The organism is Salinimonas iocasae (genome assembly GCF_006228385.1).
GTDB classification, from domain to species: Bacteria; Pseudomonadota; Gammaproteobacteria; order Enterobacterales; family Alteromonadaceae; genus Alteromonas; species Alteromonas iocasae.
The window spans coordinates 2,643,034-2,662,721 of record NZ_CP039852.1; the positions used below are offsets into that span (position 1 = coordinate 2,643,034).

Here is a 19,688-nt window from a genome sequence, read left to right on the forward strand (position 1 = left end):
GTGATTTGGGCATATTGGTAGTTCGGTTTGAACGAATATTGCCGATAAAACAATTAAACTAATAACGATAAGGCTTATAAAGCCATTCAAAGGTGTATTGGTGCGCTCAACCATTGCTCGCTTATGTACAATATTCTTATTGGTATGCTGCGGACCTCTTTTTACGTCATCCGCGCATGCTGTCTCTGTTACAGACATCTATTTCGAAGAACTAACACTTCGGGATGGTCTTTCTGATACCACGATCCTGGATATCGTTGAAGGACCGGATGGGTATATTTGGATAGCCACTCTCGGCGGGCTCAACCGTTATTCCGGCTATGAGTTCAAGCAGTACTTGCCTGATAGTTCTAATGCCGCATCCTTACCCTCAGGCGTAGTAAGATCGCTTTTTGTTACTGCTGAAGGTGTACTATGGATTGGAACGCTAGATGGATTAGCGCGATATCAACCAGAGAGCGATGATTTTAAAGTATTTAATCAATCTAACTCCTCATTAAAATCAAATAATATTTCATTTATTGGTTCAAGTAGCGAAGGCGATTTACTGGTTGCAGCCGGAGCTCGTATTTACCTCTATGATAATCAAAGCGAAATCATTAAACCCTATGATTCCGGACTGCAATTTGACTCGCGCGTTGTCACAATTCACGATGAAGCTTCTAAGCTATTGATCGGTACATACAGCAACGGTTTGTTCATATATGACAAAACTCAAAAAGAATTATTCTCAGCCACTGACGCGAATCCATATTCTTTTAATATAAGTGCTCAACGAATAAGAGATATTGCTGTTATTCAGGGAGATTACTGGATAGCAACTAATCATGGTGTATATCAAATTGCCGGCTCGGGAAATACTAAAAAGCAACTTACGGTTTTAACTCATCCGCTTATGGGGTCGGATAATATCTTTAGTATTTTGGAGGTTGATGAAGATATTTGGCTTGGAACCGATAATAATTTGTCAATTTACTCGCCTACTCAAGAGCAGTTTGTATCTATAGGACCGCAGAATGCAGAACTAACCGGGTTGACGCAACGCTATATTTTCAGTGGTCTGCAGGACACCACAGGGAAAATATGGATGGGTTCTTATCACGGTCTGTTCACATATAACCCACAGCTTGATAATAGCCGTTTATTTTCTAACGAGAAAGCATTTCAGGAAAAAACGGAAGGTAATGCTATCTGGGCACTGGATGAGGATGCGGAAGGAAAGATCTGGTTTGTAACACAAAGTGAGGGGTTGGGTAGATTTGATAAAGAAACTGGTGACATAAGTTATTTTCTGGAAAATACAGGCAGAACGTTCTGGGACTTAGTTATTGATGATAATGGGCTATTTTGGATTGCAAATTCCAGCGGTGTTTCGGTATACAAGCCTACCAATGACCAATTGATTGAAATTGCGAATTTCTTACCAAATCAGTTAATTGACACAATTCTTTATCAAGAGGGTCAAGTTTGGTTTTCTCCTGCTGATAAGAACGTGCAACTAATTGCCGTCCAAAGTAAGTTGCTAAAAGATAGAAGTGACAATGTTGATGTGGCCGACCTAATGGAAATCCATCATGTGGACATTTCTACTAGCCAAAGCTCGCTGTTACACATAGATTCAAAAGGTAGAGTATGGCTTAACTCTACCGACAATATAATTATTTATGAGCCGAAACGGAAAAAAGTAATTAAGCAAATTACCTTACCTAGTGCCAGTGGTAGAGTTTTTTTTGTATATGAGTGGAGAAATTCGTTTTGGCTCTTAAATACAAATAATGCTGTTTTTCAACTAAATCAAAAAAGCTTTGAAATTAAACGTCAATCGCAGATGGGCCAGGCTGAGGGTACCGTGCTATCGGCTCAAGGTGTGGATAGCACTGTTTGGATTACTACTAATAACACTATTTATCAATTAGACTTACTAACATTAGAGAAAAAAAATACGCTATATCTGGAAGAGCTCAATTATAATGATTTCAATGAAAATTCCGTACTGCAAACAACCTCTGGTGAACTTATCTTTGGTGGAACAAAAGGGTTTAACATAATTAAACCCGAGGAGCTCACCGGAAAGTCTGAAGCTCCGATTATAACAAAAGCACCACAAGTTACCGTTGTACGCGCATTCGGTGATAATTTGTCTGACGGTGATTATGCAAGGCTTGGCAGTCAGAATGTCGTAGAGCTTGCCTATGACGAATCTCGTTTTACAATTAATTTCGAGCTGGTTAACCCTGCAAACCCGACGCTGGTTGAGTATCGCTATCGCTTACTCGGTTTTGACGACAACTGGATAGGTGCAGAAAATAGTCGTACAGCACAGTTTAACAATGTTTCATTCGGATCATATGTTTTTGAAGTTCAGGCCAGAGAAAAGGGTAAAACTTGGTCAAGCTCAGCACAACAGTCAATTCACGTTGGCCGACCTCCTTGGCTGCATACGGTAGCTCTTGTCTTTTATGCTGTTGTGGTAAGTACATTTTTATTATTCTTGCTAAGACAGTATCAAGTTCGTAAGCACAACCAGCAAGCCATCCGCGAATCAGAAGAGCGCTTAAAGCTCACATTGTGGAGCAGTGGTGATGAACTGTGGGACTGGGATGTTTATCGTGGGCAGGTCTATCGCTCAAATACCTGGGGCACACTGGACTTTCCCCAGGACAATATCCGTACTTCTACTGCTTACGATGCCAATATTCACCCTAACGACTTAATGCGTGTGCAGGAAGCATTAAAAAGCCACCTTGAAGATAAGACAGACTTTTATGAATTGGCCTATCGGGCTAAGACGTTTAGTAATCAGTGGATATGGATTCTTGACCGGGGCAAAGTCGTTACTCGTGACCATAATAACCAGCCCGTCCGCATGACGGGTACGCTGAAAAATATCCACCACCTTAAAGAAGCCGAAGAGCAGCTAAATCTATTCAAACGCTCTATTGAGAATATCTCTGAGGGCGTATTTATTACCAATACTAACTTCAAATTTATTTCAGTTAATAACGCTTACTGTACTTATACGGGGGAAACCCGCGACCAGGCGCTGGCTTCGTATATGTACTTCCATCAGTACCCCGAAGCATTTACCGAGGAAATCAAAAAGACGCTTAAAACTAAAGGTAACTGGTTTGGCGAAGTCGAGTCCGTGCGTGTCAACGGCGAAAAATTTGAGATAGAGCTAAACATTGATGCGGTTCACGATGAAGATGGCCGCATTAGTCATTTCGTTGGCGTATTTTCTGATATTACATCACGAAAAAGCACTGAAAAAGAGCTGTTGAAACTGGCTAATGCAGACCCGCTCACCGACTTACCTAACCGGTCGTTTTTCCAGGCAAGTCATCAGAACTTAGTGCGCCGGGCTGAGGCCCATGCCCTACTCTGCCTGGACATGGACAATTTTAAGAAAATTAATGATTCATTAGGGCATCAAACCGGTGATGTGCTGATTAAACAAATTGCTAAACGCATTCAACGCATGACCGGTACGACGGCAACCTGTTACCGTCTTGGTGGTGACGAATTCAGTATCCTGCTGGAAGACAAATCTGACATTCACACTATCACCCACTTCGCCCAGGGCCTTTTGGATAGCCTTGCCAGGCCGTTTATTATCAATAAGCAGGAGTTCGTTCTGGGCGCAAGTATCGGCATCGCGTTCTACCCTGAGGATGGCACTACGTCTCAGGAAATGCTGAAAAATGCCGATACAGCCATGTATTTTGCGAAAAACAATGGCGGTAACAGCTACAAATTTTTCAGCGGTGAAATGAACCAGAATGCCGTCAGGCAGCTGCAAATTGAAAATCTTATTCGTCAGGGCATAAAGGACGATTTGTTTACCGTGTATTATCAGCCCAAGGTTGATATTTTTACCGGACGCCTGGTGAGTATGGAGGCGCTGGTGCGCTTTGAACACCCGCATAAAGGGATCGTTAGCCCTGGTCAGTTTATTCCGCTGGCAGAGCAGACTGGGCAGATTATCGAGATTGGGGACCAGGTTTTACGAAAGGCCCTAAGCGACACAAAGCGCTGGGTTAATCAGGGTATATTCACTGGTCGGGTCGCCGTTAATATTTCTGCTAAACAGTTTGAATTACCCGATCTTGATGAGCGAATTATCAAGGTCCTAAACGATGTCGGGCTGTCCCCACTCCACCTTGAATGTGAGCTTACCGAAGGTACGTTGATGGAGCACCCAGAGCAAGGGCTTATGATGATGGAACGTTTACGTGAGCGGGGTATCCACCTGGCACTGGATGACTTTGGCACAGGCTATTCGTCGCTGGCTTATCTAAAGCGTTTCCCGTTAAACACCCTAAAGATAGATAAAGCCTTTATTGACGATATCGCCAAAAGTAATGTCGATCGTCATATGGCAGCATCCATCATTAATATCGCTCACAACCTTGGTCTAAAGGTGGTTGCAGAAGGTGTAGAGCATGAGAATCAGCTCTCTATTCTGCGTCAGTATGAGTGTGAGATGCTTCAAGGCTATCTATATAGCAAACCGCTACCTGCTGATCGTTTCGAGCAATTACTGAACGAAAATCAAAAGCTTCATGAGCTCATCAACCAACCAAAGGTGTAGTTCCGTATAGCATTGCTGGTAGAAGACTTTCCGTCTCAAAACAATGAACTTAGCTTGCTAACATAGTCGATAAAATGGCAATACTATTTCAGCACCGCCATTTTTTTGACAAAAAAGTACCAGCAAAATTGTAAAGCCTTGATTACAAAGAAAATGTTAGAGTTGGCATAGTAATCGCAATATTTCTTCCACAGCCGCAACATAATAAAAACGCGGTTTGTTTGTTCAAATTATCTAAGGAAGAATGAAAATGTTGAAAGCATACGCCGTAGCACTTGTATTATCCAGCAGCGCACCAGTAGCATCAGATACGCAGGAAACCGCTCGTCCTCTGGAAAAGCAGCAAACAGAAAACTCAACGGAGCTGTATCGTCCTAAACCAGGGAAATGCTTTGTTTGTGGTGTAGATAAATAAAGACCAAATTCAAGCCAGAAGAGGCAACGGCCTCTTCTGCTTCTCTCACGCATTAAGCCAAATATTCTCTCTGCCCAGCGCCTGTTTGACTAGTATAAACCGATGAATGTTAAATAGCGGAAACAGCATTGGGCCCAATAACAAACCACCTAGCGCCCAGTTTTTTCGTTTCATACCTGCTTTTGTAGCTTCGACGTAAAAATACCCACCAGATATCACTGAAACGATGAAAAGCCATACCGGCCAAATTGCTAATATCACTACTATCTACCCCCGTGCATTATAGGCCCGTATTTAAGCGGGAAGCGAATTGTACAGAAATCACCCAAAAAAGCCAGTCTGAATTGTTCGATTTTTACACGGACACACTTGGCTGCATCAGAACTCTAATCCTTCTCAAGCAAAAATGTCATGCTGTTTTCGATAGAAAAAAGCCGGCTCACGCCGGCTTTTTAAAACGTTTTCATCAACATTAATAGAATGTTTTGCCGTCCGCTTTCATTGACGTCAGTAACTCACAGGGCGCAAACTTCTCGTCTACCTTCTGTGCATAATCAGACAATTTTTCAACTACCTTATCAATACCCATTGAATCCATATAATGGAATGGACCACCCAGAAATGGTGGGAAGCCGATACCATAAATGGCACCGATGTCTCCATCACGTGCACTTCTGATCACGCCTTCATCAAGGCAGCGGGCTGCTTCATTAAGCATCATTAGCACGCACCGCTCAGCAATTTCCTTTTCACTCTTTGAAGATGATGGCTCTATGTTAAGCAGACTGTAAATGCTTTCATCTACCTCTTTACCTGGTTTTTTGCCATCGTAAAGATAAAAGCCTTTACCGTTTTTCTTACCCTTGCGTCCGTCATCCAGAACTTTATCGAATGCTGAAGGTGCTGTGAACCTGTCACCGAACGCATCAACAAGAATTGGTATAATCTTTGTTCCTACATCGATACCAACTTCGTCAAGTAGCTTAACCGGACCTACAGGAAAGCCGAATTTAACCAGCGATTTATCGATGTGCTCAATAGGTTCGCCTTCCAGCAATAAATTAGCGGCTTCATTCATATAAGGCGCTAATATCCGGTTTACGTAGAAACCGGCCCCATCTTTAACCACAACGGGCGTCTTACCTTGCTTTCTGGCAAACGCTACCGTGGTAGAGATAGTCTCATCTGATGTCTTCTCGTGCGCAATGACTTCAGCCAACGGCATTTTATCTACGGGTGAGAAATAGTGCAGACCAATGACATTTTCTGGTCGTTGAGCATTGGCAGCAATCTGGCCGATAGGAATCGAGGAGGTGTTTGACGCAAACACTGTATTTTCATTGCAATGTGTTTCAATATCAGCAACCATTTTTTGCTTCAGATCCAGATCTTCAAATACCGCTTCGATAACAATATCTGCCTCACGATAGCCCTTATAGTCCAGCGTCCCGGTCAACAAAGCCATTTGCTTTTGCATCTCAGAATTACGCATATAACGCTTTTTGACTTTCTTGTTCAGTAGGTCGTAGCTGTATTTCATCGCATGGGCAATGCCTTCAGGCTTGATATCTTTGATACGGGCCGGCACATTCGCTTTGGTTGCCGTAACATACGCAATCCCGCCGCCCATGAGGCCACCACCCAGGATACCCGCTTTCTTCACTTTGCGCGGCTCAACCCCTTCGACGCCGTTTTCCTTTTTCATCTCAGTGGTAGCGAAGAAAATCTGGCGCAGTTGATAGGATTCAGGCGTCATAACCAGCTCACCAAAGGCTTTAGCCTCAGCGCGCAGGCCCGCCGCCATTCCATCATTCATCCCGGTCTCGATGACGTCTATAATTTTCATCGGCGCCGGATAATTTCCTTTGGTCTTACCCTGAGTTTGCTCTCTTGCTTTCTTAAAGACTACTCCACGCCCAAAACTGTTTTGCTCTAACAGTTTATTCATCATCCCTTTTTGGGGCTTCTCGCGGTCCGGCTTGCGTTTAAGCGCATATTTCTCTGCTACATCTAGCAATACGCTGTGTGGAACGACATCGTCAACAATACCGTATTTTTTGGCTTGTTTAGCTCGCGCAGAAGAGCCTGTCAGCATCATCTTCATTGCCTGCTGAATGCCGATCAGACGAGGTAATCGCTGCGTTCCTCCGCTGCCCGGTAATAGTCCTAACTGCACTTCCGGTAAGCCAACCTGCGTCGCATTGTCATCGGTACAAATTCGATAATGGCACGCCAGCGCTAATTCCAGTCCGCCTCCCAGTGCAGGTCCGTGAATAGCCGCCACAAATGTCGCTCGCATTTTTTCAATGCGGTTAAATACATCCTGTCCGTCAGTGGCAAGTTTTTGCGCATCAGCTGCACTTTCACACTTCGCAAGCATGGAAATATCTGCGCCTGCTACAAAGGACTTTTTCTTCCCACTGGCAAGTATTACGCCTTTAATACTTTTATCGGCATCGATTTCATCCAGCATGGCATTAATTTGTTCGCCAAACTCGCTCTTTAAGGTATTCATCGACTCACCCGGGACATCCATGGTGAGTATCGCAACCCCATTATCCTGGCGCGTCAGCGTAAAAGCGCTTGCAGATGATGGCTTCTCATTTTCCATCGTGGTTGTCTGTTCAGTCATTATTCTGTCTCCACAATCATTGCTGCACCAAGTCCGCCTGCCGCGCAGGCTGTTAACAGACCTGAACCGCCACCTCTGCGCTTGAGCTCGTTCAGCATCTGAGTAATCATACGCGTGCCGGTGGCAGCAAAGGGATGGCCATAAGCAATTGAGCTTCCCATTACATTGAATTTATCCATATCAATTTCGCCCGTGGCTTTGTCACGTCCCAGCTTTTCCCGGGCAAATTTATCACTGGCGAACATTTTGATATTTGCCAGGGTTTGGGCAGCAAATGCTTCATGCATTTCAATCAACGTCAGATCATTGAGCGTCATTCCAGCGCGATCCAGTGCGATAGGCGTTGCATATGAAGGGCCCATTAGCATGTCTTCCCACACATCGATTGCTGAGAATGCGTAACTTTTGATATAGCCCAGTGGGGTATAGCCAAGTTCGCGGGCTTTACTCTCAGTCATCATCAATACCGCTGACGCGCCATCTGTCAGAGGCGTTGCATTGGCAGCGGTCACTGAACCATGTTTTTTATCAAACACCGGTTTAGGCTTGGCATAGCCTTCCAGACTGGAATCAAAGCGCACATTGTTGTCACGGCTGAGCGCTCCTTTGTAAGGCTCGGCATAGGCTGTCATCACTTCGTCATCCAGCTTACCCTCTTCCCAACTCTTAGCGGCGAGTGTGTGTGAGCGATGTGCAAGCTTATCCTGCTCTTCCCGGGAAATATGATGAGACTTCGCCATCTGCTCTGCAGTCTGCCCCATCGACAAGCCGGTAGAGTACTCAGCAACGGCAGGTGGAACAGGCAATAAATCTTTGAATGAAAGACGTTTAAAAATACTCGCTTTCTGACCAACCGTTTTGGCTTTTTGCATATCGACAAGTGCTCTGGCCAGATTTTTCGATACTCCAATCGGAGAGACCGAGGTCGAATCTGCGCCACCAGCAATACCCACGTGTATATTTCCTGCCATCATGCTTTCAGCAATATTGACGGTAGACTGAAAGCTCGTCGCACAGGCGCGCGAGACACTGTAAGCATCGGTGTGCACATTCATGCCGGTACCAAGCACAATCTCCCTGGCAATATTAGGAGCTTCGGGCATCTGTACAACCTGGCCGTACACGACCTGATCAACTAACTCAGGGGATACGCCATTTCTTATCAGCAGTTCATTTACTACCATTTTCCCTAAATCGACAGCTGGCACGCCGTGAAAATACGTTGCCATCTTCGCAAACGGAGTACGAAGCCCCGAAACAATCGCAATGCGATCGCCTGAACGTGTTGTTACTTGTTGTTTAGTCGCCATAATTTACCTGACTTGTTAGCCACATTTAAGTGGTCTGACCTGTAATTATTCCGATTTTACAGACAATCATCGAAATAGCAAATTCCCCAATCAGAGGTAGCAGAGCCCCAGCCCGAACGCACTTTATGAAGTGAATTTCTCTTGGCATCTGTTATTCGGTACCACGCTGATTTCACAAAGTATAAATGTGTAATTCTATGGTAGTTTGTCATCAGGGACTTGAAGAACCTTTCTTGAACCATATATGACATTCATTGTCTGTGTTTCACAGCGTAAATTTTCGCTAACTATTTATTTATACGCCACAAGTGACGGATTAACTACATTATGGCAGCAGAGCAGTTTCAGCAACTCCATGCCTATCTGAACTCTCAGATAATTGGCCAGCACCAACTTACCCGCAGTCTCCTTATTGCCCTACTTGCCGATGGGCACCTTTTGGTCGAAGGGCCGCCGGGACTGGCCAAGACCAGGGCAATTAACGCGCTGGCAAACGGAATGGACGCTGACTTTCATCGCGTACAATTCACCCCCGATCTGCTTCCGGCTGATTTAACCGGTACCGACATATACCGCCCTGAGACAGGTGAGTTTGTTTTTCAGCAAGGGCCGCTGTTTCATAACCTCATGCTTGCCGATGAGATCAACCGTGCGCCGGCAAAAGTTCAGTCAGCGTTGCTCGAAGCGATGGCGGAAAGACAAATTACGGTGGGTAGTAAAACGTATCCCCTGCCCTCGCTATTTTTAGTGATGGCCACTCAGAATCCACTGGAGCAGGAGGGAACATACCCCTTGCCGGAAGCACAGCTTGACCGTTTTCTGATGCACGTTGAAATAGACTATCCCGGTGGCGAAACAGAGCTGGATATCCTCAAGCTCACGCGCGGAGAAGCGTTAAAACAGTCAGCACCTTTGCCGAGTAAACTTTCTCAGGAAGATATCTTTAAAGCCCGTGACGAAGCGCTCGCCCTTCACATGGCACCAGAACTTGAAACCTATCTTGTACAACTGGTTATAGCTACCCGCCAGCCTGCAACTATTGATGAGGAACTGGCAAACTGGATTGAATTTGGCGTCAGTCCACGTGCAACTATCGCACTGGATCGTTGCGCGCGCGCCCACGCCTGGCTTGCCGGTCGTGACTTTGTTGGTCCTGATGATATACAGGCGGTGGTTCACAACGTTTTACGTCACCGTATTATACTGACTTATCAGGCCGAGGCTCAGGGCATAACCACTAATCAGGTGCTGGATCGTATCGTTCAACTTGTGGCGGTACCTTAGATAGCGATGAATGACTCAACACGCTGGCTTAAGGCGCTTCAGTCCGACGGTATTCATCTGACATCGCAGGAATTACTGCGATACCGACAGTTACATAAACTGGTGAACCTCGCCCCTGCTGCAAAAAAGCAGGCCGGCGGGTCGGGCGCCTACTTGAGTAAGTATAAGGGCCGCGGCATGGAGTTTGATGAGGCCCGGCATTATCAGGCCGGCGATGATATCAGGGCCATTGACTGGCGGGTTACTGCCCGTACCGGTAAGACCCATACAAAAATTTATCGTGAAGAGCGCGAGCGACCGGTCTTTGTGCTTTGTGACTTATCTGAATCCATGCAATTTGGTACTCAGCTGTTGCTGAAAAGTGTACAGGCTGCGCACCTTACAGCTCTGATTAGCTGGGCAGCTGCTCAGCGTGGCGACAAAGTGGGTGCATTGTTGTTCGGCGCGAAAAATCATCATGAATGCAAACCGATGACCCGAAGCAAAGCGGTACTGGCAATTTGTCACCAGCTAATCCAAATGCAGTCTGCTGCGCTCACCAATGCATCGCAGCAGGAAAACGCATTCGAAGATGCGTGTGCCCGCGCTCGCCGGCTGGCTCGCCCTGGCAGCCTCGTGTATATAGTTTCTGATTTCAACCAGCTTAATACCGCCTCAGCGCAACACATTGCACAGCTCTCACGCCATTGCGAGGTAAAAGCGCTGATGGTTACCGACCCGCTTGAATTTACACTTCCGCAGACTAATGGTCAGCGTGAGGTCATTGTTACTGATGGTACCAGCCGGCAAACCTGGCAATTAGGCAATCGCCATCTTACCCAAAAGTATCAAAATACTCAGCGTGCACATTTTGACAATATCAATTCATGGCTGGCTGAAATCGGCGTAAGCCTTCAGCACATATCCGCGGGCTTGCCCCTGGATCAGCAATTAGTCAATGCAGGTTAACGACACATGAATGAACAAGAATCACTGCTTTCTCAGCTGAACGACATTCATAAAGTATCCGCAGATCCCTGGCCTCTTGCCTGGGGTTGGTGGGTACTTGCTGCTGTCATTATTTTGTTGATAGTTCTCGCGGTTTATCTCTGGATAAGACAGCGTCGCTTTTCACTGGCGCAGCGACAGGCTATCACTGAAATTAAACTAATAAGCGAGAAAAATGACGCATGGCCAGGTCAGATGAATCAGGTACTCAAGCGCGCCGCGCTTGCATACTACCCTGCTTACTCGCTTTCCGGGTTATATGGCCAGCGCTGGACGCAGTTTATGGTCAGCAGAGTAAAGTCACGCCACCAGCGCGCCATGGAATCCTCCCTGAGTCAGTTACAGGATATGCTTTACCAGCCAGCCAAGCCGGATCCGGCGCTGTTTAAGTCTTGTCAGCAGGCATCTTTGGACTGGCTGAAAAAAGCACAGTTTAAGCGACAATTTGCAGGCGCATCACAAGAGGCTTCGCATGTTTGAGTTTGCGTGGTGGTATGTTTTGTTTCTCCTGCCGCTTCCTTTGCTTGTCCGGTTGTTGCCAGCTAAGGCCAGACGACAACAAGCTGCGCTTAAGATTCCCCAACACCTGCAGACCGTATCCTCATCCGGTCCTTCTTTAATAAACCGGGGTCCTCTGCATTTTGTATTCTGGCTAATGTGGATATTGTGTGTACTTGCCGCAGCGCGGCCACAGTGGCTGGGCGATCCGGTTAGCATCCCCAATGAGGGAAGAGAGATGATGTTGGCTGTGGACCTCTCCGGCAGTATGAAAGTCGGTGATATGCAAATTAATGGTCAACAGGTTAACCGGCTGACCATGATCAAATCTGTATTGAGTGATTTTATCGAAAGGCGCGTGTCTGACCGGCTCGGATTGATACTTTTTGCTGACACTGCTTATCTACAGGCGCCACTGACTTTTGACCGGCAAACCGTTGAACAATTACTGGATGAGGCTGTAATCGGACTGATTGGCGAGCGAACCGCTATTGGTGATGCGATAGGTCTGGCGGTAAAGCGCCTTGATGAGAAAGAGCAGACTAATAAAGTGCTAATTTTACTGACAGACGGTCAGAATACAGCAGGAAATATCTCGCCCCAACAGGCAAAAGAACTTGCTATCGCTAATGATGTAACGGTGTATACCATAGGCGTTGGTGCTGACAGTATGGTTATTGAGAACTTCTTTGGTAGTCGTCAGGTCAACCCTTCGCAGGAATTGGACGAGGAGATGCTGGGTGATATTGCGTCTGCAACTGGCGGACAATATTTTCGGGCCAGAAACACAGCAGAACTTGAGCAGATTTATAAGCGCCTTGATGAGCTAGAGCCTATCAAAGGGGATACACAAAAAATGCGTCCACTATCTGCGCTGTACTTTTATCCGTTAGCTGCTGCATTAATCATAAGCATATTGCTGGTTCTGGGAAATATTCTGCTTACTTTTAGACATCGAATTAAACAGTACCGTGGTGGAACATCATGAGCTTTCCCTGGCAGGACTTTCATTTTATACGGCCGCAGTGGCTGCTGTTACTTATTCCGCTACTGATTCTGGTTTACTTGTATCGCAGACTGAGTAAACAGCAGTCCGGCTGGCAGGGGATTATCGCCGGGCATCTTTATTCTCAAATGGTAAGCGGGCGTGACAGGCACACTTCGAACTTTTTACCGCATAGCATTGCTGCGCTTTGGATCCTTGCGACGATTGCGCTGGCCGGGCCTGCGTGGGATCGTTTGCCGCAACCTGTTTATCAGCTTAAAGCAGGCCAGGTCGTCGTCATTGATATGTCGATGTCGATGCGTGCCAGTGACATCTCGCCTGACAGACTCACCCGCGCCAAATATAAAGCGATTGATCTGGTCAAGCTAATTAATGAAGGAGAAACCGGCCTGGTGGCCTATGCCGGTGATGCTTACACCATTAGCCCACTTACTGCTGATTACCGGAATCTCGCCAGTTTGTTACCCAGCCTGAGTCCGGAAATTATGCCGGTAAAAGGGAGCGACCCGCTTTCAGGGTTTCTGACTGCAGCAGAATTACTGGAAAATGCCGGCTATCAAAAAGGACGCATATTCTGGATTACTGACGGGGTAGAAAACGACCAGATGGCAGAACTTCAGTCTTTCGCCAGTGACACCTCTTTTACCGTACATATACTTGGCGTAGGGACAAAAGACGGCGCGCCCATCACCCAGGCTGGCGGCGAATTGTTAAAAGATAGCGCCGGTCAGATAGTCATTCCGAAACTGAATGAAAATCGCCTCACCCGTATTGCCGGAGCCGCAGGCGGCAGATATGTTCCAATCAGCGCGGATGATCAGGATGTTAGTGCGCTGGCCAATACGCTGAGTGTGCAAACCAGCAGCACTGATGAGCAGGATAACGAGATGCGCACCGGTGGTGATAAATGGCGGGAATTGGGTCCCTATCTACTCATTCTTTGCTTGCCTCTGCTGGCCCTGATGTTTCGCCGGGGTGTACTGTTCTCTGTGTTTCTGATGGTAACTATTAGCTTTCCCGAACCTGCTGCTGCGCAACAGAATGAAGAACCGTCACTGTCATGGTGGCAACAAGCATTCAATAATGCTGATGAGCAAGGCGATTTACTTTATCGACAAGAAGCTTTTTCCGAAGCAGCTGACATATTTGAATCGCCTGCGCTTAAAGGAGCGGCTGAGTACAAAGCCGGCAATTATGAAAAAGCGGCCCACCAGTTTAGTCAGGTAAAAACCGCCGAGGGGCATTATAACCGTGGCAATTCGCTTGCCCATCTGGGGCAATATCAAGCAGCCATTGAGGCGTACAACGAAGCGCTGGCTTCAGATCCGGATTATATTGAGGCAGAGGAAAATAAGGCCCTTGTCGAAGAGATGCTGAAGCAGCAACAGCAACAGCAACAGCAACAGCAACAGCAACAGCAACAGCAAAATAATAACGACAACAAAGATAAAAACCAGTCGTCGCAGGGGTCTGATCAATCGCAGTCAGAACAGGACAAGTCTGAGCAAAGTGGCGAGCAAAACGATGAAGCCGGAGCATCTGAACAAAACAATCCCCAGCAACAGTCAGATACTGAAAATAATGCAAGTCAGGCGCAATCTTCTGAACAACAAAGCAAAAATAATCAAAGTCAGGAAACCGGTGAAAACCAGCAGGATAATAACAGCCAGAAGCAAAAGGATGCTGACCAGCAAACACAACAACAGTCTGAAAGTGAACAACCACCTCAGAACGAAAAGCAGGCTCAGGCGGCCGGTCCTGCTGAGCTGACAGAAGCAGAGAAAGAAAATATGGAGCGGCTCGAGAATCTTAAACGGCGTATCCCCGACGATCCTGCCTATTTACTAAAACGAAAAATGCAGCTTGAAGCACAACGACGTCAACAGCGCCGCCCCCCCAGAGATCGGAGTGACTGGTAATGAGAGTGAGTTTTTTTGCAATATTGGGTCTTTTCTTATCAGCGATAGCTTATGCAGATACGTCCAGGGTCGAGGCTGAAGTAGACAAAACTCAGGTGATGGTGGATGAAGCTATCAGATTAACAGTCACCGCGTATGGTGATCCCCGTCGCGATGCATTTGACAGCTCTGCGTTGCTTGATGACTTCGTAGTAGGAAGAACCTCTGCGAGCAACCGGACGAGTCTGATACAGGGAAAACGCAGCCAGTCGACATCCTGGACCACCCCCCTGTTTCCACGCAAAGAAGGCACATTTACTATTCCCTCTTTCAACATAGAGGGCAAACAGACACAGCCAATCACCGTGGAAGTTGTTGCAGTTCCGGATGCCTCTGACGGCTCGCAACCTGCGCGCGACTATTACCTGACCACCGAAGTAGACAATGCATCGGGCTATGTAAATCAGCAAATTCTTTATACGCTAAAATTATTTCTGTCTACTGATATTGAGCGCGGCAGTCTGACGCCGCCTGAGCTGAAAAAAGGAATTGTTCGCCAGCTTGGTGAAGATGAGCGTTCTGTGGACTTGGTTAACGGCCGGCGCTATCAGATTATTGAGCGCAAGTATGCCATCATTCCTCAGCGCTCGGGCGAGCTGACAATTCGTGGCCCCGTTTTTACCGGCGAGGTGCTGGCCCCGGACACAAATCAACGGTTCGGCTTTTTTAACCGGACACAGACCATTAACCGGCTCGGCGCTGACATTTCAGTAAATGTAAAAGCAAAACCTGATAATGTATCCGGCGACTGGCTCCCCAGCGAACGTGTGGAATTGCATGAGGAATGGCCGCAAAACAGCGAGTTTGTGGTGGGAGAGCCCATCACCCGTACACTTACCCTAACCGCTACCGGCGTTGTAGAAGAGCAGTTACCCGAGTTGGACGTCCGGTACCCGCCGGGGTTCAAAACTTATCCTGACCAGTCTCGCTCAGCGACCGTTGACCGTGATAACCAGCTAATCGCACAGCGGGTCGAATCGATGGCAGTGATACCGACTTCACCGGGTAAGATTGTATTGCCCGAAGTTACGGTTCCCTGGTTCAATCTTAAAACGCAGGAAATAGCTTACGCCACAATTCCGGCCCGCTCTATTATGGTAGAGCCTGCCAGTAATAGCCCTCGCGCCAATAACCCCACTGTGGCGCCAGAGCAGCCTGTGAGCGATACGACGTCCCCTCAGAATACGGTTGATAGCGCTACAGGTGAAACTTCACAGAAAATGACGTTACTGACCTGGTTTTTGGGCGGTTTTTGTATATTTCTTCTGGCAGTACTGGTTATTGTTGTAACGCACTATCGCCGCAAACTTCATCATTTTGAACATAACAAAGCACCGCGCAGGCTACCGGAACCACAAGCAGAAAAAATTGCGTTCAAAGCGCTCAGACAGGCAGTATCTGAAAAAGATATCGTTGCAACTCAGTCGGGGTTACGACAGTGGATGACACATCTTTTTGAGGGGATGCCTCCTTCGCGCGCTGCTGACAATGCGTTGACTGCACCATTACAACCATTCGTCGATCAGATGCTGGAATCTGCATACGGCAATGGGCATACTGAGTGGGACAACCAGTCAATGCTTGCAACCCTAAAGCAGGTCAGGGAAAACTGGTCAACGCAATACAATACTAATTCGCGGGGATTACCTGATCTTTACGCGAGAAAGCCTGCAATAACTAAATAATAAAATAAACAACATATGAGGGATACTACATGAAAACACAGTTTAAACTGGGTGCTATTGCATTTGCAGTGAGTACGATAATGGCGTGCTCGCCGGCAGAGGAAAACACGCAGCAAACCACTGCTAAAGCAGAAACGACCAGCGAACAGTCCGCCCAGAATACTCAAAGCGAGTCAGAGCGTCTGAATGCATTTTTCGAGCGCACTTTTGAAGAAGATCTGAAGCGCTCCCCGCTTTATCAAAGCTACCTTGGCTACAAATGGGATTACGGCGAGTGGGACGATTTCAGTGAAGAGGCTAACGATGAAGCGGTGGCAATAGCGAAAAATCGTCTTGAAGAGCTAGAGAATTTCGATACTGAAGCATTATCTGATAAAGAAAAACTTAGTGTACAGCTATACCGCTATCAGTTGGAACTTAACCTGAAAAACGACGAATTCCGTCATCATTCTTATGTCGTAAACCAATTCCGTGGCCCGCACACGATGGTGCCCAGCTTTCTGATCAACATTCATCGCGTAGCGGATAAATCAGACGCACAAGCATATATCAGTCGTCTGGATAAAGTAGATGATCTGTTTAGCCAGGTAATTGATCAAATGAATTTGCGCGAAGAAGCTGGCGTATTTCCTCCAGACTGGTCATACGATCAAATGATTCAGGCAGCTAAAAACGTGACTACTGGCGCCCCGTTTGATGATAGCGACAAACCGTCGACTATTTGGGAAGACATTAATAACAAAATTGATGCGCTGGATATCAAAGATACTGAGAAACAAAACTTACGCGAAGAAGCTAAAGCCGCTCTGCTTACCTCAGTAAAACCTGCTTACAATGATTTGGTAGCAGCCTTTGAAAATCAGCAGAAGAAAACGCCGGAAGGTGATGGTGTATGGCGTTTACCGGATGGTGACAAGTGGTATAAAAACCGCCTTTCACATTACACGACAACCGATTTAAGTGCCGATGAGATCCATCAGATTGGTCTGGATAATGTAAAGCGTATCCACAATCAAATGAAGGAAATCATGAAGGAAGTCGAGTTTGATGGCTCCTTACAGGAATTCTTCACTTTTATGCGTAATGATGAGCAGTTTTATTACGAAAATACGCAGGAAGGCCGCGACCGCTACCTCAAAGAGGCGAAAGCTCATATCGATGAAATGCGTGATGCATTGCCTGAATACTTTGGCCTGATGCCGAAAGCCGATATGATTGTAAAGCGGGTAGAAGAATTCCGCGAGCAATCTGCCGGTAAAGCGTTTTATCAAAGTCCGTCTCAGGATGGTAGCCGCCCGGGTACGTACTACGCCAACCTTTATGACATGAAAGATATGCCTACTTATCAAATGGAAGCGCTGGCTTATCACGAGGGAATTCCGGGCCACCATATGCAGCGTGCTATTGCACAGGAGCTGGAAGGCGTACCAATGTTCCAGAAGTTCCTGAGTGCAACAGCGTACACCGAAGGCTGGGGCTTATACAGCGAAGAACTGGCAAAAGATATGGGCTTTTATAAAGACCCGTATTCCGACTTTGGCCGCCTGGCGATGGAATTATGGCGCGCCTGCCGTCTGGTCGTAGACACTGGTATTCATGATAAAGAATGGTCCCGCGAAGAAGCCATTGAATATCTTAAAAAGAATACGCCAAACCCCGAAAATGACTCTGTGAAAGCGATTGAGCGCTACATTGCGCTGCCGGGTCAGGCTACTGCCTATATGATTGGTAAGCTTAAGATTATGGAGTTACGTGACAAAGCACAACAAGAGTTGGGCGATAAGTTTACGTTTGCAGGCTTCCATGATGAAGTACTGAAAGACGGCCCTGTTCCACTTTCGGTATTGGAAGAAAAAATTAATACCTGGATTAAAGACACCAAAGCCAACCAATAGTGCCTGACTAGCATGAAATGGAAAGCCGGATAGCTGATGGTAAGCTATCCGGCTTTTTTTATATTTGTCGATAATTGCAATTATTTGTATGCCTGCCTGCTACATGGTTGCCATAATGCAAAGTGTTACAGCAATTCTCCCTTGCCATCCGATACAAATTAGCAATGATGCGAAATTTTTATGAGCGCCGTCGGGTCTCATCTGACATGAAAGAAAAACAACAACGCTATGAGGCGCTGGTGCATGCGTTTCACGCCGATATCTTCCGTTATGCTTTTTACCTTATTCAGGATAAAAGTATTGCCGAGGACGTGGTTCAGGAAACGTTTCTTCGGGCCTGGCGTTCATTAGATGCATTAAAAGACGAGAAGGCAGCAAAAGCCTGGCTGATCACCATTGTGCGCCGGGAAAATGCCCGTCGTTTTGAAAAAAAGCAATTTGATACTGTTGATATTGACGCTAATCCGGTGGCCGATGAGGTGATTTTCACCGAGACGTCGCTTCAGGAAGCCGATATGCAGCGATTGCTTTGTATGCTTTCGGAGTCTTATCGGGAGCCCCTTATCCTGCAGTTGTTGTTTGGCTATAGCGGCGAAGAAATTGCAGCACAGCTTAATCTTAATAAAAATACGGTGATGACACGGTTGTTCCGTGCCCGTAGTCAGTTAAAAGAATTACTGAGTAAGCAAACCAGTGAAAAAGGCAGACATAATGGATGATTTGACATTCAGACGACGTGTCTATGAAGACCCCGATACGCTCGATCAGGAAATTCTTGATGCTGCAGCTAAAGATCCAAAAAAACGCTTGTTTCTGCAACAAACGCGTCAGATGAATGAGCAACTAAAAAGCGCCGTTAACGTTCCAGTCCCCGATGAGCTTGCTCACAAACTTATCTGGCAGCAAAGTACCGATCATTATCTGCAGCACAAAAGAAAACAGCGTTGGTATGTTGGACTGGCAGCCTCGGTCGCGTTAGTAACCGGAATCAGCGCCACGATGTGGTTTATGAGGCCGCCTACTCAATTACATGATCACGCGTTAGCGCATGTCACACATCTTTCTAAAGAGATTCCACGTGCCGGCTATCAGGAAAACATGGAGCAGGTGAACGCAAAGCTTGCGAGTTTTGGTGGCACCATGAAACAGCCGGTAGGTGACATAAAAGTTGCTAATTTTTGCCACTTGCAACTGACCCGAAGCTTACACCTTATCCTGGATACGCCGACAGGTCTGGTTTCCGTGTTTGTTGTATCGCCGGGAAGCGACCAGCAAGTTCCCGAAAAATTTGAGAATAAGATCTACCAGGGAAAAAGCTTTTATCAGCAAAAAGCCCGGATTCTTGTTGTAGGAGATAAACGCGCAAACCTTGAGCCGCTAACGCAAAAACTAAAAGAAAACATGGTGTTCTCAGCCTAGAGCATTAG

Annotated in this window: 13 protein-coding genes; 11 read left to right on the forward strand and 2 right to left on the reverse strand. The window is 46.6% G+C overall.

Annotated features, from left to right (window positions below; genetic code table 11):
• The first annotated feature begins 100 nt into the window (after positions 1-100).
• Together FBQ74_RS11765 and FBQ74_RS18960 are read left to right on the forward strand one after the other, a co-directional pair.
• On the forward strand, positions 101-4,591 hold the full coding sequence (locus tag FBQ74_RS11765; protein ID WP_139756846.1) for an EAL domain-containing protein: 4,491 nt from the start codon (positions 101-103) through the stop codon (positions 4,589-4,591).
• A 250-nt stretch (positions 4,592-4,841) separates the two neighbouring features.
• Positions 4,842-5,006 (forward strand): hypothetical protein, encoded by a 165-nt coding sequence (locus FBQ74_RS18960; RefSeq protein ID WP_168190658.1) that lies wholly within the window; start codon positions 4,842-4,844, stop codon positions 5,004-5,006.
• Positions 5,007-5,478: 472 nt separating this feature from the next.
• Here FBQ74_RS18960 and fadJ read toward each other — a convergent pair whose 3' ends face one another.
• Positions 5,479-7,638 (reverse strand): fatty acid oxidation complex subunit alpha FadJ, encoded by a 2,160-nt coding sequence (fadJ, locus tag FBQ74_RS11770; protein WP_139756847.1) that lies wholly within the window; start codon positions 7,636-7,638, stop codon positions 5,479-5,481.
• The gene (fadI, locus tag FBQ74_RS11775) at positions 7,638-8,948 is read right to left on the reverse strand and encodes an acetyl-CoA C-acyltransferase FadI (RefSeq protein ID WP_139756848.1); all 1,311 of its coding nucleotides are present in this window, start codon (positions 8,946-8,948) and stop codon (positions 7,638-7,640) included. Before fadI ends, fadJ begins: the two co-directional genes overlap by 1 nt.
• 327 nt (positions 8,949-9,275) lie before the next feature.
• On the opposite strand from fadI, the gene FBQ74_RS11780 reads away from it, so the two are divergent.
• The 9 genes from FBQ74_RS11780 (at position 9,276) to FBQ74_RS11820 (ending at position 19,680) form a co-directional block, all read left to right on the forward strand.
• A complete protein-coding gene (locus FBQ74_RS11780) occupies positions 9,276-10,232 on the forward strand; it encodes an AAA family ATPase (RefSeq protein WP_139756849.1) in 957 nt (318 codons plus the stop codon).
• Positions 10,233-10,238: 6 nt separating this feature from the next.
• Positions 10,239-11,180 (forward strand): DUF58 domain-containing protein, encoded by a 942-nt coding sequence (locus tag FBQ74_RS11785; RefSeq protein WP_139756850.1) that lies wholly within the window; start codon positions 10,239-10,241, stop codon positions 11,178-11,180.
• 6 nt (positions 11,181-11,186) lie between these two features.
• Positions 11,187-11,699, forward strand: coding sequence for a DUF4381 domain-containing protein (locus tag FBQ74_RS11790; RefSeq protein ID WP_139756851.1), 513 nt, complete (start codon positions 11,187-11,189; stop codon positions 11,697-11,699).
• Entirely contained in the window at positions 11,692-12,705 is a 1,014-nt protein-coding gene (locus FBQ74_RS11795) for a vWA domain-containing protein (protein WP_139756852.1), read from the forward strand. Before FBQ74_RS11790 ends, FBQ74_RS11795 begins: the two co-directional genes overlap by 8 nt.
• A complete protein-coding gene (locus FBQ74_RS11800; protein WP_139756853.1) occupies positions 12,702-14,642 on the forward strand; it encodes a VWA domain-containing protein in 1,941 nt (646 codons plus the stop codon). Before FBQ74_RS11795 ends, FBQ74_RS11800 begins: the two co-directional genes overlap by 4 nt.
• 5 nt (positions 14,643-14,647) lie before the next feature.
• Positions 14,648-16,366 carry a BatD family protein gene (locus FBQ74_RS11805; protein ID WP_232371911.1) on the forward strand — a complete coding sequence of 573 codons (1,719 nt, stop codon included), beginning with the start codon at positions 14,648-14,650 and terminating at the stop codon, positions 16,364-16,366.
• 29 nt (positions 16,367-16,395) lie between these two features.
• On the forward strand, positions 16,396-18,261 hold the full coding sequence (locus tag FBQ74_RS11810; protein ID WP_139756855.1) for a DUF885 domain-containing protein: 1,866 nt from the start codon (positions 16,396-16,398) through the stop codon (positions 18,259-18,261).
• A gap of 164 nt (positions 18,262-18,425) precedes the next feature.
• Positions 18,426-18,980, forward strand: a complete 555-nt coding sequence (locus FBQ74_RS11815; protein ID WP_139756856.1) for a sigma-70 family RNA polymerase sigma factor — start codon at positions 18,426-18,428, stop codon at positions 18,978-18,980.
• Positions 18,973-19,680: a DUF3379 family protein gene (locus FBQ74_RS11820; protein WP_139756857.1), complete on the forward strand. Its 708-nt coding sequence runs from the start codon at positions 18,973-18,975 to the stop codon at positions 19,678-19,680. The genes FBQ74_RS11815 and FBQ74_RS11820 overlap by 8 nt, the downstream gene beginning before the upstream one ends.
• Positions 19,681-19,688: the final 8 nt, after the last annotated feature.